Below are 15,406 nucleotides of genomic sequence, written 5' to 3'. Positions count from 1 at the left end.
GGCAAGTGAAAGAGAATCCGATCAGCATGAAGAACCTCGTTGTCAAGAGCAGGCGTGCGTTCGCCGTGGGCTTCGTCGCCTCCACGCTCGCCCTGGGAATAGGTGTCGCCGCCCCCGGTGTCGCCTCCGCGCAGCCGGCGCCGGTCGGGGGTAGTGCCCAGCACACCCAGAATCCGCCGAGCAACATGGAATTGGGCATCGACTTCTGGGAGAATATGGGATGGCCGAACTGGCGCAACCTCGGTGACCGGGAGTGGATCGAGGCGGCCCACTGGACTGACAGCAACGGGGTTACCCACTCCGACTTCGTCTTCACCGGCGGCCGGTTCTACGACCGCGACCAGGGCCTCATCAACTTCATGAACGGCCCGGACGCCCCCAGCTCCAGCCATGGGTACACGGGGACCTTCCAGGAGTACAACACGACCATCTACGACCGTCAGCGGGACGACGTGGTTCCCCGGCGTGACGCCAACCGGATCGTCAGGGCGATCGGTACCGGCGACCTGTTCTGGACCAACGACCACTACTCGACGTTCCACTACGCGGGACGGAGCTAGCACATCTGAAGGGGGTGTGACCGCCGCACGGCGGTCACACCCCCTTCAGCTGCGTCTACGCGTTGTGGTCACGCGGCGTGGCGGTGCCCCTGAGCGTGGCGGGAAGCGGTGAGGAACTCGCGTTCCAGACCGGTCAGCTCGTCGGGTTCCTGACAGCTGAGGAAAAGGCTTTCCGCGATGGCGAGGCGCTTGCCGCGATAGAGGTCGCACTCGTCGTGACCGAGCTCCTGCCAGGCTCCCGCCGCCTCGGTCAGATACCGGTGGTGCAGCAGGCGCTCGCGGTCCTCCTCCAGCCACCGACGCAGCCTGGGAGACTCGCTGATCACGGCGTCGTGGGTGAGCTCCGCGGAGTTCTCGCCGAGTGTGACGAGCCGGGCGCCGACCAGCGTGTTCAGCACCGGCCGCGTCTCCCGGTCCTCGAACGCGCGCAGCTCGGACGGCCGCACCGGCCGGCGCACGTAGGAGCGGTTCTCGTCGGGGGCGACAAAACGGCGCAGCACCCTGCGCGCGGTGAGCCGCTGCCGGGCGCACAGCCGGTCGAACATTTCCTCCGCGGTGGTGGCGAGGGAGCCTTGCACCCCGCCCGTCTCCTCGTAGTCGGTCAGGGTGAGCACCCGGCCGCGTCGGCGGCACCAGACGCGCAGCAACGCGTCCGAGAGCATGGGCAGCATGGTGGGCTGCCCGAGGAAGTCGTCGATCAGCCGGGCCGTGAGATCACGTTCCACGGCGAGCCCGGCAGCCGCCGCCGGGCGGACGATCGCCTCGCGCAGCTCCGCCGACGTCATCCCCGGCATCCGCACGGTGCAGTCGGTCAGTGCGTCGAGCCAGGGTGTCCGACGCGGGCACCACCACAGGAAGTCCGGCCTGAGGTTGAGGACCACCCTCAGCCGCGATTCCGGTCGCCGCGCGGCCACCAGCAGCTCGACGAACCGCAGCCGCTCGTCCAGGTCCGGCACCGGCGTGCCCAGCTCGTGGGACTCGTCGACGACGATCCAGCGTTCCGGGTCGTCGGCGCCGGGCGACAGCAGCTGCTCGTACGTGGTCGCCGGCCGCGGTCCCGGCGTGATCAGGTGGACGGTGACCGGGTGTCCGGCGCACCGCGCGGCATCTCGCAGGACCGGCAGCAGGCCGGCGCGCAGCAGCGAGGACTTCCCGCTGCCCGACGGTCCGGACAGCGCGGCGAACCGCTTCGTGCGTATGAGGTCGAGCAGGCTGTCCACCACACGGTCGCGCCCGAAGAACAGGTGCCGCTGCTCACTCTCGAACCGCTCCAGCCCCCGGTAGGGCGACAGGGCGACGTCGTCGTCCCGGAACGCGGCCGACTCCTCGGCGGCCCGCGACCACCGTTGCTGCCATTCGTCCGGATTCCCGCCACAGGCCCGGGCGAAGGCCACGACCACGGCCAGGGACGGCAGCCGGTCGCCCGCGGCGGCCTGGGCCAGCGCGGTGGGGGAGTAGTGGGCACGGCACGCCATCGAACGGTAGGTGGGGCTGCCGGCGTCGCTCCGCAGCGCACGCAGTTCGCTCGCGAAGCGCTGAACGGGACCTTCGCCGGGATCCAGCGGTTTCTCGGGACGACCCATCTTTCCTTCTCTGCCTGGGCACGCGCCCTGCACGGGGATGCGCCTCGGCCGGGACGCACGTTGCCCGGGGGCGCATGTCCGACGCTGCCGGTACCGGCCGGACGGAACAATGGGGGCCGCTTAGAGTGGGTATGTACGCCGCCAGGATGGGTATTGGCGCACGGCAGCAGTGTCCGTGGAGGACAGTGACGGGATGGCCGGGACGGCTGACCAGTGTGGTGCTGCGGGCTTCGGACGGGGTTTCGCGTTCGTCGGACGCCGCCACGAACTCGATCGGCTGCTCAACGCCGTTCGGCGGCCACCAGCTGTGGTGATGGTGAAGGGGGCCCAGTTTCGCCAGGGCGGCAGGGAGGATGGAGCGGCAGGCACGGGACCTCGATGTGATCAGCTGGCGTAGACACCCTGATGATCACCGGTCTCGTGCCTGTGCTGTTGCTGCGTCAACTCCCGCTCAACGCGGACGATCCACCCAATCCCGGAACTTGCAACCGCCCTGGCTCAGGACAGCACGCTTGCCGTTGGCGGACTTCTCGGAGAAAGGAGACACAGTTCACTCCTGTTGTTGTGAGACGGGTTCCAGACCTTGTGTCCCGGCGGCGTACTCGACGCCGGACGACGTGGTCGCGGGTTGTTCCTCGGAGCAGCGTTTGTTCACCGACCGCAGACGGCCGGGAAACCCTGCTCGTTGGCTCATTCCGGTTCCCGGGGCCATTCGCCCCGGTGCCACCAAGAAACCGGTCGTCCATGGCAATGGCCTCACAGCCGGATCACAGCTGTCCGACAGACGGAAATGACACCCGACTGTGAGAAAGTCCGCCCAAGTGGCCACCGGCGAACCCACGGTCTGTGCCGCTCGCGGTCGGTGAACACGTCGCACAAACACCACAGGCACACACCAGCCCCGTGACCTGCGGTGTCAGGATGAAGACCAAGAGTGGCCTGTATGACCGCCACTGACCGATCTCTCCAGAGCTACGGATCAGAAGGCATAACCTGTTGAGCGGTGAGGTCGTCCGCACGGTAAAGGCCGCGACCCGGGGTGCGACAAGGGTCGGCTGCCTCGCCACTCAGAGCCGTGCCAGATCCGTGCCAGGTGGAGCGGGGAGCCGCCGGGAATGGCGGGTAGTGAACGCCGACGTTGAAGCAGTCCCGCACAGTCGTCCGCAGGTCAGGCGCCCAGCAGGCCCAAAACACCTCAGCTTCCCAAGCTGAGAGTGCGAGTTCGATTCTCGTCACCCGCTCTTCTTGAGCCCCAGGTCAGCGACCTGGGGCTTGTCTGTTGGCGGGGACTTTCCGGCGGAGACCTGTCTGAAGACGCACGAAGATCGGGCACGTGGAGGGCACGAGTTCTCGGTGGCCATGGCAGGCTCACCGTTTCGGACCCCGAAAGGTGCCATGGACCTGCGATTTCGCTGTGCCCGCCCCATCGGCCACGTCAGTGAGCCCTCAGCTTGTCCGTCCCCTCGGAGAGACGGATGGCGTTTACGGACGCCGCAGCCCTACCGATTGCCGAACTCCTGCCCAGCAGGCAGGACTTCGCCGAGCACGCCATAGCGGAAAGCGACGGATCGGGCGGCACCCGGGCGATGCTCCGTGTTCTCCGGCATGACGACATGGTCCGCCATCCTCGCCTGACGCAGGCACGGTGGAAACCTCTCAGGCGATGTCGTGGATGTTGTGCTCGGTCAGGTCGGATGCGTGCCGGGCAATGGCGCGGTAGTCGGCATCGCCGTGCAGGACAGCCAGTCCGTGATGGGCTGCGGTCGCGGCGATGACGAGGTCCACCGCCGAGGCACTGCGATGCCCTCCGGCCCGGGCCATACGGTGCTGCACCGCGCCGATCCAGCGCCCCGCGTTCTTCGGTACGGCCGCATCGGGGTAGAGGTCGGTGAACATCTCCGTGATCTCGTCGTACTCGCGTCCGTTCCGGGCGCTGTGGAGGAACTCGGCGCGCTGCACATAGCAGGATGCGATGACCCCGGCGTCGATCGCGTCGTACCAGGCCGACTGCAGTTTCGGATCGCGGAGCAGCCGCACCAGGCCGGAGGTGTCGAGCAGGTAGATCACGAGCTGTTCTTCTCCGCCCGGTGCAGACGCTCCGCGTCCTCGACGGCACCCCATTCACGCGCACGCTCAAAGTGGCGGCTGATGCGCGCCGCACGCTCCTGCTGTTCGGCATAGAAGTGCAGGGCGAGGTTGACTGCCTCCTTCTTGGTCCTGACCTTGGACAAAGCCATGGCACGTTCCAGCGCGTCGTCGTCGATGTCGATCTGGGTCACGGACACGCGGCACCTCCTGCACGAAGTGGGTGATGTTGGTTATGTACAAAGAAGAATACGCCACCAACATTCGCGCGGCCACGGTCCGCGCCCATCCCTTCCCAAGCTGCGAGTGCGAGTTCGATTCTCGTCACCCGCTCTTCTTGAAGCCCCAGGTCTTTGGCCTGGGGCTGTTGCAGGTCAGAGGTCTCTGTCGCGTTTTCCGGCACGCAAGGCGACCGACGTTCGGGCACGCTGAGGGCACGAGTGTCTGGTGACCGTTGTTCCTCCGCCACCCCACTTGTCACAGTCCTCGCCGACCTGCAGTTTCCCTCCAGCCGTTGGCACCGGCAGGTCGTCTGAGCTCTCAGGCTGCCCTGTCCAGCACGACGGCGGCACCGCCTCGACGAATGCCGCTCCAACGCATTGCCTGAGCGGCGCCCAGGGGTACTCCCTGATCTCCGGCACAACGACCCGGCCGCGGCGCATCCAACTGCCGCGCCGAGTGTGCGAAGCACTGCAACAACGACCGCGCCCCAACAGTCCGGCAACACCAGCAACCCGTGCGGATTCGCTTCGGCTCAGCTGCGGGTGCTGGACGGCCCCGAGCGGTTGGGTCTCACGAGGGGCTCCCGGGGCGGACCGTCAGGTAGGTCCACTGGCTCCATGCGCTACCGGTTTGTGCGCCCCTGGCCGGCGGCGTGTAGTGAGCCCGGATGCGGTAGTGGTCCTTGCTCACGAACAGCTTCAGAGCCCGGCCGTAGCCGTACCAGCCGTCGGCATACAAGGGCACGCAACTCTGCGAAGTCACCTGGTGCCAGGCTCCCGAGTAGTAGTGCTCGACGTACACCGACGTGCAGCCGCCGGACTGATGGGGGGTGACCTGGACGTTGAACCCCATGTTGACTTCGGACTTGTAGAAGACCTGGTAGGTGGTGGCTCCGATGCGGGTGGTCCCCGTCGGCCACTGCATCTGTGTCCGGGTCGTCGGCGTGAGGATCGCACTGGTGGTCACCGTGCGGGGCTCGTAGCGGTAGTCACCGGCGAAGGCCGCGCTGAGGACGGTGTTGCGGGTGATCTTGAAGTGCGCGACCAGGTTCCCGTGCGCGTCGACCTTGCCGGTCCTGAGCTGTGTCCGCGACTTGCCCGCAGGCTGGTCGTACAGCGTCACGAGGCGTGAGTTGTACGTCGTCCCCAGATGCGCGGTGACCTTGACCGTCGCGCCGGAGTGGTACGACTTCGCGTCGGTCGCCACCCTCAGGCTCGGAGTGGCTCGGGACACCTGTACCTTCGCCGACGCCGTGACCGGGAGGTAGGACGTGCCGCCGTCGTAGGTGAAGGCGTATGTGTTCGCGCCGCCGGTCTGCGGGGTGTCGTGGAAGGTGAAGCTGCCGTCGGCGGCGACGGGCACGGTGCCCACCGAGTAGCCGACGGGGTGTGCCAGGTCGGTCTTGACGACGTGGACCGCGCCGGTCGCCACGTGCGCATGCGGCCAGGTGAGTTGCCCGGTGACGGTCATCGGTGTGGCACGGCCGCCGACGGAGGGAGCAGTCAGCGCCATCGTGGGCGCGTACTTCGCGACGGGGATGTCGAAGGTCTGGCTTGCCGGGGCGTAGTGGTCGCCTCCGGAGTAGTCGACGCGGAAGCTCAGCGGGCCGGTGAGGGGAGCGGTGCCGGCGACGTAGTAGGAGCCGAAGAAGTCGACCGGCGCGCGTGCCGGGGTGGTTGTCGGGTCCGGGATGAGCACGCCGTCCGGATCGGCGTCGTCGTAGCGGGTGATCCGTACCGTGCCCGGAATCATCGTTTCTCCGGCACTGAGGCTGAGGGGAGAATCGAAGCCCGCCCGGAAAGAATAGGCCTCGCCGGGTGCCGGCGCAGTGGTGGTCGAGCTTCCGAGGAGACGGACCCACGCGGTTTCCGGGGTGCGAGTGATGTGGAGCGTCGGTGATCCCCCGGAGGCGTCCACGGCAACGCCGTAGACCCGGCTCTCGTCCGGTGCCCAGGCAAGGCCGTGTGCGGCCAGGCGCAGCGGATCGGCGTAGCTGTACTCGGTGTAGTCGCCCTTGCCCGTTTCCGGAAACGTGTACAGGCCGCGGTCGCCGCCGGCCATGGTCCCGTCCGGGGCCACGGCGACGGTGGCGTGCATCCAGTCGGCGAACTGCCCGTCCGCTGTGAGATCAGAGGTTCGGAACCGTTGGGTGCTCGCGTTCGGGTGCTGCTCTGACGAAACCGCCAGATGCTGCCCGTCCGCGGTGACCGCGAGGTCGCTGAGATCGGGGAAGGGCAGCGCCTTCGCGGCTTGCCGGGTCAGCGCACCGCCCTCGGCCTGGTACGTGACGAAGGCGGAGGTTTCGCCCGTCTGCGCGGCGGCCGCGAGTACACCGGAGGGCGTCGGGGTCGTCGCCAGCATGGGCGGTGCTGCCCAACTGCCAGCACCCTGCCGCAGAGTGACCGTGCCGGCCCCGTCGACGGATCCGATGCCGCCGACGCCCGCCGTGCCGTACCCGAACCAGAGAGTGCCCCCGGCGACGGCCAGCGAGTCCGGACGGGTGGCCGCGCCCGTGCCGTAACGAGCAGCCTCCGTCAGGTTGTCCGTGCTGATCGCCGCGATCGTGTCCTGATCCGGCAGAGCCGCGTACAGAGCGGATCCGTCGTCGGAGAGGGCAAGACCGGTGACCCCCGGCTCGCCACTGATCATCGTCGGGTTCCCGCCGTCGAGGTCGGTGACGAGAATGCCGTCGGTGCCGGAGCCGCCGCTGATGAACAGGTGTCCGTGCGGAGCATCCACCACCATGTGCGCGAAGTGCGCGATCGGCAGTGGCACATCCGACGCCGCGTACGAGTCGACCGCGCCTGGACCGATGGCAATCGTCAGTCCCAGGAACAGCGCTGCGGCGGTTGGCGGCGAGAAACGCGCCAGCTTCATGAAAGGCCCCCACATAACCTTCACGATCAAGGGGCGCAACGTAGCACGGGAAGGTCGGGCGTCGCCCGGTGGGTTCCCCGGGGCCAAATGAAGCGCCGTGCGGGTGGGAGCGGCGTCGGCCCTGGGCGGACGCCGCTCCCACACGCACGTACGCGCGGGAGGGCCGCCGCCCAGGCCCTGGAGTAACCGGCGACCATCCCTTGGTGATCGCCAGGAGAGGCCAGGAAAGGCCAGGAAAGGCCAGGAAAGGCGTCGACCGACCGCCTCACCGGCCCGGTTCCGGCGCGCCGACGCCCCGTCAGGACGCTACGGGCCAGGGACGCTTGCGTCCAGGCGATCTCTCTTCCAACCCCCGTGACCTGCGGCGAAAGTAGTCACTGCCACCGGGCGTCACACCCCCGACATCCTTCACAGCTGCACCTGCAGGGCAGCTGTCTGGGCCAGGGATGTGCCTTCGCCCGCTCGACTTCCATGCCGCAGGAGAGACTCATGAAGCTGAGCAACACCATCCGCCGTACATCCGCCGCGCTCGCCGTCGGCGCGATGTCCCTCGGGCTGGTCACTGTCTCCAGTGGAGCCGCGCAGGCCGTCGCCTCGTGCACCGGCAACGTGTCGATCTACGGCACGCTTTCGGACGGCAAGCTGACGTACACGCAGGTCGAGCCGAACACCGGGGACCGCGTCAAGACGCTCATCGGCCCGAACCTCGGCTTCACGCCCAAGGCGATGGCGACCCTCAACTTCAACACTGTGCTGGTCACTTCGACTGCCGGTGACCTCTACCGCGTCGACGTCCAGACCAACAACACCTCCCTCACGGTGGCCGGCGTCGCCAAGATCTGGGACGGCGGCTGGACCTTCGACAAGATGGTCTACGACGGCGCCGGCCACCTCTACGGCACGGTCGACGGGCAGCTCCACCAGTACCTGGTGTCGCAGGACAAGCCCACAGGGCCGGCCCACATAGGCCAGCACGTCGTGATCGACACCGGCTTCGTCCTCAAGACGCTGGCCGCCGCGGGCGACGACCGCATCATCGCCACGACCTCGGACGGCCGCCTGCTCAGCTACAAGATCAACGGTGTGAACGACTGGGACCGCTCGGTCCTGAAGTCGAGCGGCTGGTCGGGGGTGGACTCGCTCTCCTCGCCGGGCGGCGGCCTCTACTACGGCCGTACCAACGGCGGCATGTACTGGTACCACGACTCGGACCCGACCGACGGCGACGGCAGCGACATCGCGTACCACCCCAGCGACCCGGTGGACGCGTCCGGCTGGACCCAGAGCCTGCTGTCGGCCTACGCGGACAACTGCGCCTACGTGGCGCCGGCCCCGCCGAAGTCCGTCCAGGGCGGCACGATCTACCGCAACGAGGTCATCGACCGAGCCAAGAACTGGTACAGCCGCAACGTCCAGTACAGCCAGAGCGCCTACGCGAGCGACGTCGACGGCGACCACTCCTACCGCACCGACTGCTCCGGCTTCGTCTCCATGGCCTGGCACCTCACCACCTCGCTGACGACCCAGTCCCTCCCCAGCGCGGGCACGCAGATCTCCAAGGCCGACCTCCGGCCCGGTGACGCGCTGAACTCCAGCAGCGAGGGGCACGTGGTCCTCTTCGCGGGCTGGAAGGACCAGGACGCCGGCTCCTTCTACTACTACTCCGAGGGCAGCCCGTCCTCGGACATGAACTACTCGACCGCGAACGTCTACAGCGGCACCATCGACAGCCACCCGGCCTCGTCCTACATCGCCCTGCGCTACGACAAGATCGCCTGACGCGCCCCCACCACCTGCCTCGAAGGCCCCGCCGATCCCGGCGGGGCCCTCTCGCGTTTCCCCTACCGTGCTCGCGGTCCGCCCGTCCAGGACCGGCGTCGGCTGCCAGACGTGCGCGTGCGCACCGCCGACGAGGACGCCCAGGTCGTGCTGGTGTGACGTACACGGAGAGGGCCAGGGCGGCTTCGGCACCACCGCGCACGTCACGGACCGCGAGTACGGGGCGGCGGCCGGCACACCCGACGACGGCACCCGGACGTGCGACGGCACCGTCCGGACCACCGTGAGCAGTGCGGTCGAGTCCAAGGGCTCGCCGAGGACCGACTGCGTCCAGGTCCAGGCGGACCGAATTCCCGTCCGCCTACGCCTGCACCTACGCGAAATGGGCGGTGCCCCCTCGGTTCGAGGGGGCACCGCCCATTTCGCGTCCGCCGGTATCAGTACCAGTTGTTCGCCTGCCAGAAGTTCCAGGCGTTGCACGGGGAGCCGTAGCGGCCGTCGATGTAGCTCAGACCCCACTTGATCTGGGTGAGGGGGTTCTGCTTCCAGTCGTCGCCCGCGACGTCCATCTTGGTGGCGGGCAGCGCCTGCGGAACGCCGTAGGCACCGGACGACGGGTTCGTCGCGTTCCAGCGCCAGTTGCTCTCGTGGTCCCAGAGCGTCTCCAGGCAGGCCCATTGCGCGGAGGTGGCCCAGGAGGCGTCCTTGTTGTTCATCAGCTGCCGGCCGGCGGCCTTGACCTCGGTGATGTTGTCGCGGTCGACCGTGTCCGTGGGGGTGGTGCAGGTGTAGGTGCCCGGCTGGGCGGACAGCAGCTTCTGCCTCCAGCCCCGGGTGTTGACCGGGTCGTCGAGGTGGTACGAGATGTCGGAACCGGAGCCGTCGGTCGGGTTGGCGTCCTTGTACCAGTACAAGGCACCGGTGGACAGGCGGCCGTAGTAGAGGCACCTACGGGCGGGCGTTGGTGCACGAAGGACCGTTTGGGGTGAGGGGCGGTCGCGAGCGGACTACTGCCAGCCGGCATCCGCCGGAGTGACCTGCCAGCCGGCGTCAGCCGGGGCGACCTGCCAGCCGGCGTCCGCGAGAACGGAGGAGGTCGCAGCCGCGTCAGCCTCGGACGGGAACGCGATGGCCGGGCCGGTGAGTGCCGCCACGATGACGAAGGAGGCGACCGCGGCGGCCTTGGCGATGCGGGTGCGAAGCATGGCTGTTTCCATTCCTTCCGGAGGTGAACTGCGGTGTCCGGTCTGCCTCGCGTCCCGCGGTGACGCTTCGGCCGGCCGGTGATCGATAGCTTCGTCGCAGCTCAGGCCTGTGAACAGAGTTCAGGGATGGACGGAAAGGGCCTTGGACTCATGTGTCCACACGGGCCGCTTCAGTCGACCGGCTGCGGCGCGAAGGCCAGCGGCATCAGCGGCACCCCGGCCCCGGTCAGCCGGGCCGTCGCCAACTGCGGTACCTCTCGCAGGAGTCGGTCGCAGACCCGAACCGCCCGCTCCTCCGCCTCCTCGAGCCCACCGGCCAGCACGTAGAAGCCGAGCGTGAGTCCGGACCCGGGACGGATGTGTACGGCGACGTGCTCGACACGGTCGCCGGCACTGATCGCGGAGCGCACCAAAGCCGCGATGTCCGGGGGCAGTTGTTCACCCGGAGGCAGAGCCAGGTGCGCGTGGACGAGGTACATGGGCTCCAGAGTCTCAGCGGTTGCTGTCGGCCTGACAGTGCCGCGGCAGGCCGGTTGCGGCCGGGGCCCGTTCCGTCCTTCCCTGGTGACGATCCCGCACCCCTCTGCGAAGATCTCGTTCGAACAAGGGGATGTTCCGTTCAGGAATACTGGGGGACCGCATGCTGACCACACTCGGACTCGACTCCGTCGGCGAGACGGTGTACCGCGCCATGCTCAGACAGCCGGCCGCCGGTGTCGCGGCCCTCGCCGATTCCGTAGGGGTGCCAGAGGAACAGGTGCGAGAGGCGCTCGACACACTGAGTGAGCTGGCTCTGGTGCGCCCCGCCGCCGGAGACGCGGGTCGGCTCCGGGCCGTCTCCCCGGACATCGGGATGGAGATCCTGATGGCCCGGCAGCAGGCACAACTGGCGGCCCACCAACAGCGCCTGGAAGCCTCGCGGGCCGCCGCGGCCCAGCTCATCTCCGAGTACGCAGAGCTCCGTCCGGCCACCAGCCATCCCGACGTGGAGCAACTGGTCGGCCTCGACCACATACGCGACCGGCTGGCCGTGCTCACCCGTGAGGTGAGCGAGGAATTCCTGGCCTTCGCCCCGGGCGGGCCGCAGACCGCCGAGAACATGGCCGCTTCACGGCCGCTCAACCAGGATCTGCTCGCCCGCGGGGTACGCATGCGCACGATCTACCTCGACAGCGTCCGCACCAGCCGGCCCACCGTGGAACACGCCGACTGGCTGGCCCGGCTGGGTGGCCAGGTCCGCACGGTGCCGTCGCTGCCGACACGGATGATCCTCATGGACCGGCGGATCGCCATGATCTCGGTCAACAGCGACGACACCGCCGCCGGCGCGGTCCTCCTGACCGGGCAGGGCACACTCACCGCGCTGTGCGCGCTCTTCGAGGCCACCTGGGAGGCCGCCCAGCCGCTCGGGCAGGTCGTCCCCACCGATCCGAACGGGCTCACCGGCCAGCAGGCGACCGCCCTGCGCCTACTGGCCGAGGGGCACACCGACGAGGCGATCGCCAAGCGGCTCGGGGTGTCGCATCGCACGGCCCGGCGGATCGCCTCCGAACTGATGGACCGCCTCGGCGCACGCAGCCGCTTCGAGGCCGGCGTACGCGCCGTTCAGCAGGGCTGGCTCCCGACCCGGCCTTGACACCGGGTTCCCGGACGGACTCCTTCGGCGACACCTGAGAGGAGCACGCCGGCCGGCCGGTGAGGACCTGGCATGGCCGGTGGTCCTCCGTGAGGTGTGCGCGGTTCAAGGGGGTGGAGCGCGGGGGATTCCACCGCGGAGAGTGGTCAGGTTGGTGGGTTCGGGACCGAACCAGCCAGTTCCATTGACGAACCCTCAGCCGACATTTATCTTCTGCACGAACCTGCGAACGGCGTTCGATTTTTCGAACCATGGCTGGTAGAAGGGGTGGCCCGCGCTGAACGCCCGTCGCCGTCGCACTTCTGTGACAGCCCTGTCGGCCCTCTCCGCTGTCTCGTCACCCGGCCCGCCGTCGCGGGGTTCCGGCCCCTGCCGCGCCCACGCGAAATCCGCGACCCCTCGGCCCCTGACCACGCAGCTCCACACGACGTTCCACACCCCCGGAGCCGGTACCTCCCCACCGGCACGGACGCCGGGCCCCACCCGCCACCTCACCTGCGTCCCATCGCTGCTCTGCTCTGCACTGCACTCAGAACAGGAACGCATATGCCTGCAGTTCTCTCCCGGCTGGCAGCGATATTCGTCGCCGCCTGTCTGCTCTTCGCCGCCCAAGTCGTGACCACACCCCAGCGGGCTGCCGCCGCTGACCCGGGGTACCTGATGACGCACTTCATCGGGGAGGGGTCGACCGGTCAGCAGATGTACTTCTCGTACAGCGCGGACGGCCTGAACTGGTCCGACCTCAACGGCGGTGGGATGACACTGCGTTCGACCGTGGGCACGCGTGGGGTGCGTGACCCCGCCCTGGTCCGCTCTCCCGACGGGAGCAGGTACTGGATCATCGCGACCGACCTGTGCATAGGCTGCGGGCAGTCGTGGCCGGACTCCATGTCCAACGGCAGCCGCAACCTCGTGGTGTGGGAGTCGACGGACCTGGTCACGTGGTCCCAGCCGTGGCTGCTCAATGTCGCCGGCGCCATCCCCGACGGGCGCAACGCCTGGGCCCCGGAGGCGATCTGGGACCCGGCCACCAACGACTACGTCATGTACTGGGCGACCAACGCCACCCTCAACGGCGTACTGAAGCACCGCATCTACTACGCCCGCACCTCCGACTTCCACACCATCACGACCCCGCAGGTCTACATCGACCGCCCCGGCACACAGGGCATCATCGACACCCAGATCGTCGAGGTCCCCTCCGGCACCGGTGCCTACCGCTACGTACGCGCCTCCGGCGACGGCCAGATCACCCTCGAAGGCAGCAACTCGATCCTCGGCACCTGGACCACCATCGGCAACCTCTCCGGCATCGGTCTGACCGGCTCCCAGGTCGAGGGCCCGATGTGGATGAAGTTCCGCGACCGCAACGAGTGGACGCTCTACCTCGACCAGTACGCGGCCGGAAAGGGATACATGCCGGTCGCGACGACCAACCCGTCCGCCGTCGGCACCTACCACCTCCCGACGTCGGGCACCTACTCCATGGGCGGCACCAAGAAGCGCCACGGCTCGATCCTGAACCTGACGGCCGCAGAGGACGCCCGGATCCAGGCCCGCTGGGCCAACGTCCCGGCCAAGCGGCTGCAGTCCTTCAACTTCCAGGACCGCTACGTGCGGCACACCGACTTCGACGTCCGCATCGACCAGAACGTCACCGACGACGACGCCAGGTTCCGGCCGCGCCCCGGCCTGGCCGGCTCCGGCACCGTCTCCTTCGAGTCGGTCAACTTCCCCGGCCACTACCTGCGCAGCGACGGAGCCGACTTCCAGCTCGTGCGCAACGACGGCACCACCCGGTTCGCCGAGGACGCCACCTTCCGGCAGGTCGCCGGACTCGCCGACGCCACCTGGTCCTCGTACCAGTCGTACAACCACCCCGACCGCTACATCCGCCACTACGCCTTCCAGCTCAAGCTCGAGACGATCACCACCGCGACGGGACGCAGCGACGCCACCTTCCGTCTGACGAGCTGACCCGACCGGGCTGTCGGAGAGGCCCCGGCGAGTTCACCCTTCGAAGCGGTAGCCCATGCCCGGCTCGGTGATCAGGTAGCGGGGGTGGGCGGGGTCCGCTTCCAGCTTGCGGCGCAGTTGGGCCATGTAGACGCGCAGGTAGTTGGTCTTGTTGCTCTGGGAGACGCCCCAGACCTCCTGGAGCAGGTGTTTCTGTGTGATCAGGCGTCCCGGGCTGGTGACCAGGATCTCCAGCAGGTGCCATTCGGTCGGGGTGAGGCGTACGTCGCGGCCGCCCCGTACGGCCCTCTTGGCGAGCAGGTCGATGACGAAGTCCGCCGTCTCGACGAGCGTCGTCCCGGCGCCGAGCGGCACGTCCTCGGTACGGCGGACCGCGGCCCGCAGCCGGGCGAGGAGTTCGTCCATGCTGAACGGCTTGGTGACGTAGTCGTCGGCGCCGGCGTCCAGCGCGGCGACCTTCTCCTCGGAGCCCTGGCGGGCGGACAGCACCAGGATCGGCACCCTGGTCCAGCCTCGCAGGCCCTTGATGACCTCCACACCGTCCATGTCGGGCAGACCCAGGTCGAGCATCACGACGTCGGGTTGCCGGGCGGCCGCGAGCCGCAGCGCGGTGGCGCCGTCGGGGGCCGCGTCGACCCCGTACCGGCGTGCCCGGAGATTGATGATGAGGGCCCGTACGAGCTGCGGGTCGTCCTCCACCACCAGCACCCGTGTCATGGACGTGCGCCTTCCTGTCGTGCGCGGCGGCGGGAGCCGACGGCACCGGTACTGTCACCGGCCGCCGGCTCCCGCGCGGGTCGGGTAACGCCATCAGCTCTTCGCCACGAGTGCCCGGAGCGCGATGTCGAGTTCGAGCACGTTCACCCGGGGCTCCCCGATGAAGCCGAGGGTGCGGCCGTCGGTGTGCTCGTCGACCAGGTTCTGCACCTGGGCGACGGTCAGGCCGTTCCTCTCGGCGACCCGGTGGACCTGGAGGTCCGCGTAGGCCGGGGAGATGTCCGGGTCCAGGCCGGAACCGGAGGACGTCACCGCGTCGGCGGGCACCTGGGAGGGCCTGACCGGGTGGCCGGCGGTCGAGTTGTCCTTGACCACGGCGGCCTTGGCGGCGGTCACCCAGGCGATGAGGTCCTTGTTGTCGGCGGACCGGTTGGTCGCGCCGGACAGGATCAGCTTGTACCGGGTGTTGACGCTGTTGGAGCCGAGACCGTTCTGCGGGCGGCCCTGGAACCACTTCAGGTCGGGTGCCGGCGTCTCCTGGCCCTTCTTCAGCGGCAGGTTGTACGCCTGGCCGATGAGTGAGGAGCCGACGACCTTGCCGTTCGCCCTGATCTCGGAGCCGTCCGCCTTGTCGCTGAACAGCCCCTGGGCGACGCCGGTGACGACGAGCGGGTAGATCACCCCGGTCACCAGGGTCAGCACGAGGAGGGCGCGCAGGCCCGCCCCGAGCAACCGGACGGTGTTCATGACGGAGTTGTTCATGGC

General features: G+C 68.6%; 13 protein-coding genes. 4 read left to right on the top strand and 9 right to left on the bottom strand.

Annotated elements, in window-relative coordinates; translation table 11 throughout:
- Window positions 1–26: 26 nt before the first annotated feature.
- On the top strand, window positions 27–560 hold the full coding sequence (locus OHT57_RS26215) for a hypothetical protein (RefSeq protein ID WP_328748951.1): 534 nt from the start codon (window positions 27–29) through the stop codon (window positions 558–560).
- Window positions 561–628: 68 nt separating this feature from the next.
- Here OHT57_RS26215 and OHT57_RS26210 read toward each other — a convergent pair whose 3' ends face one another.
- From OHT57_RS26210 to OHT57_RS26195, 4 genes are all read right to left on the bottom strand, one after another.
- The gene (locus tag OHT57_RS26210) at window positions 629–2,143 is read right to left on the bottom strand and encodes a helix-turn-helix domain-containing protein (protein WP_328748950.1); all 1,515 of its coding nucleotides are present in this window, start codon (window positions 2,141–2,143) and stop codon (window positions 629–631) included.
- A 1,656-nt stretch (window positions 2,144–3,799) separates the two neighbouring features.
- Entirely contained in the window at window positions 3,800–4,210 is a 411-nt protein-coding gene (locus OHT57_RS26205) for a PIN domain-containing protein (RefSeq protein WP_328748949.1), read from the bottom strand.
- Entirely contained in the window at window positions 4,207–4,428 is a 222-nt protein-coding gene (locus tag OHT57_RS26200; RefSeq protein ID WP_328748947.1) for a type II toxin-antitoxin system VapB family antitoxin, read from the bottom strand. Before OHT57_RS26200 ends, OHT57_RS26205 begins: the two co-directional genes overlap by 4 nt.
- Before the next feature lie 592 nt (window positions 4,429–5,020).
- Window positions 5,021–7,327, bottom strand: a complete 2,307-nt coding sequence (locus OHT57_RS26195) for a hypothetical protein (RefSeq protein ID WP_328748946.1) — start codon at window positions 7,325–7,327, stop codon at window positions 5,021–5,023.
- A 489-nt stretch (window positions 7,328–7,816) separates the two neighbouring features.
- On the opposite strand from OHT57_RS26195, the gene OHT57_RS26190 reads away from it, so the two are divergent.
- Window positions 7,817–9,106 (top strand): hypothetical protein, encoded by a 1,290-nt coding sequence (locus tag OHT57_RS26190; protein ID WP_328748945.1) that lies wholly within the window; start codon window positions 7,817–7,819, stop codon window positions 9,104–9,106.
- 437 nt (window positions 9,107–9,543) lie between these two features.
- Here the strand turns inward: OHT57_RS26190 and OHT57_RS47495 are convergent, their stop codons facing one another.
- The 3 genes from OHT57_RS47495 to OHT57_RS26175 all read right to left on the bottom strand — a co-directional run bounded on the left by OHT57_RS47495 (window position 9,544) and on the right by OHT57_RS26175 (window position 10,790).
- Entirely contained in the window at window positions 9,544–10,020 is a 477-nt protein-coding gene (locus OHT57_RS47495) for a transglycosylase SLT domain-containing protein (protein WP_443053487.1), read from the bottom strand.
- A 93-nt stretch (window positions 10,021–10,113) separates the two neighbouring features.
- Window positions 10,114–10,311 (bottom strand): hypothetical protein, encoded by a 198-nt coding sequence (locus OHT57_RS26180; RefSeq protein ID WP_328748944.1) that lies wholly within the window; start codon window positions 10,309–10,311, stop codon window positions 10,114–10,116.
- A gap of 170 nt (window positions 10,312–10,481) precedes the next feature.
- Entirely contained in the window at window positions 10,482–10,790 is a 309-nt protein-coding gene (locus OHT57_RS26175; protein ID WP_328748943.1) for a hypothetical protein, read from the bottom strand.
- 161 nt (window positions 10,791–10,951) lie between these two features.
- On the opposite strand from OHT57_RS26175, the gene OHT57_RS26170 reads away from it, so the two are divergent.
- Both OHT57_RS26170 and OHT57_RS26165 read left to right on the top strand, forming a co-directional pair.
- Window positions 10,952–11,947: a helix-turn-helix domain-containing protein gene (locus OHT57_RS26170; RefSeq protein WP_328748940.1), complete on the top strand. Its 996-nt coding sequence runs from the start codon at window positions 10,952–10,954 to the stop codon at window positions 11,945–11,947.
- Between the two features lie 546 nt (window positions 11,948–12,493).
- A complete protein-coding gene (locus OHT57_RS26165; RefSeq protein WP_328748938.1) occupies window positions 12,494–13,924 on the top strand; it encodes a glycoside hydrolase family 43 protein in 1,431 nt (476 codons plus the stop codon).
- A 33-nt stretch (window positions 13,925–13,957) separates the two neighbouring features.
- Here OHT57_RS26165 and OHT57_RS26160 read toward each other — a convergent pair whose 3' ends face one another.
- Together OHT57_RS26160 and OHT57_RS26155 are read right to left on the bottom strand one after the other, a co-directional pair.
- Window positions 13,958–14,641: a response regulator gene (locus OHT57_RS26160; protein ID WP_328748937.1), complete on the bottom strand. Its 684-nt coding sequence runs from the start codon at window positions 14,639–14,641 to the stop codon at window positions 13,958–13,960.
- 93 nt (window positions 14,642–14,734) lie between these two features.
- Window positions 14,735–15,403: a potassium-transporting ATPase subunit C gene (locus OHT57_RS26155; RefSeq protein ID WP_328748936.1), complete on the bottom strand. Its 669-nt coding sequence runs from the start codon at window positions 15,401–15,403 to the stop codon at window positions 14,735–14,737.
- Window positions 15,404–15,406 lie beyond the last annotated feature (3 nt).

This window comes from Streptomyces sp. NBC_00285, assembly GCF_036174265.1.
Taxonomy (GTDB): Bacteria; Actinomycetota; Actinomycetes; order Streptomycetales; family Streptomycetaceae; genus Streptomyces.
The sequence above is the reverse complement of the archived record's forward strand: the minus strand, read 5'-3'. Positions and strand labels throughout refer to the sequence as shown.

Bases quoted from the DNA above. Each gene is read 5' to 3' on its own strand.
- OHT57_RS26155 (WP_328748936.1), bottom strand. From the start codon at position 15,403: ATGAACAACTCCGTCATGAACACCGTCCGGTTGCTCGGGGCGGGCCTG.
- OHT57_RS26195 (WP_328748946.1), bottom strand. From the start codon at position 7,327: ATGAAGCTGGCGCGTTTCTCGCCGCCAACCGCCGCAGCGCTGTTCCTG.
- OHT57_RS26175 (WP_328748943.1), bottom strand. From the start codon at position 10,790: ATGTACCTCGTCCACGCGCACCTGGCTCTGCCTCCGGGTGAACAACTG.
- OHT57_RS26190 (WP_328748945.1), top strand. From the start codon at position 7,817: ATGAAGCTGAGCAACACCATCCGCCGTACATCCGCCGCGCTCGCCGTC.
- OHT57_RS26180 (WP_328748944.1), bottom strand. From the start codon at position 10,311: ATGCTTCGCACCCGCATCGCCAAGGCCGCCGCGGTCGCCTCCTTCGTC.
- OHT57_RS26210 (WP_328748950.1), bottom strand. From the start codon at position 2,143: ATGGGTCGTCCCGAGAAACCGCTGGATCCCGGCGAAGGTCCCGTTCAG.
- OHT57_RS26215 (WP_328748951.1), top strand. From the start codon at position 27: ATGAAGAACCTCGTTGTCAAGAGCAGGCGTGCGTTCGCCGTGGGCTTC.
- OHT57_RS26170 (WP_328748940.1), top strand. From the start codon at position 10,952: ATGCTGACCACACTCGGACTCGACTCCGTCGGCGAGACGGTGTACCGC.
- OHT57_RS26160 (WP_328748937.1), bottom strand. From the start codon at position 14,641: ATGACACGGGTGCTGGTGGTGGAGGACGACCCGCAGCTCGTACGGGCC.
- OHT57_RS26165 (WP_328748938.1), top strand. From the start codon at position 12,494: ATGCCTGCAGTTCTCTCCCGGCTGGCAGCGATATTCGTCGCCGCCTGT.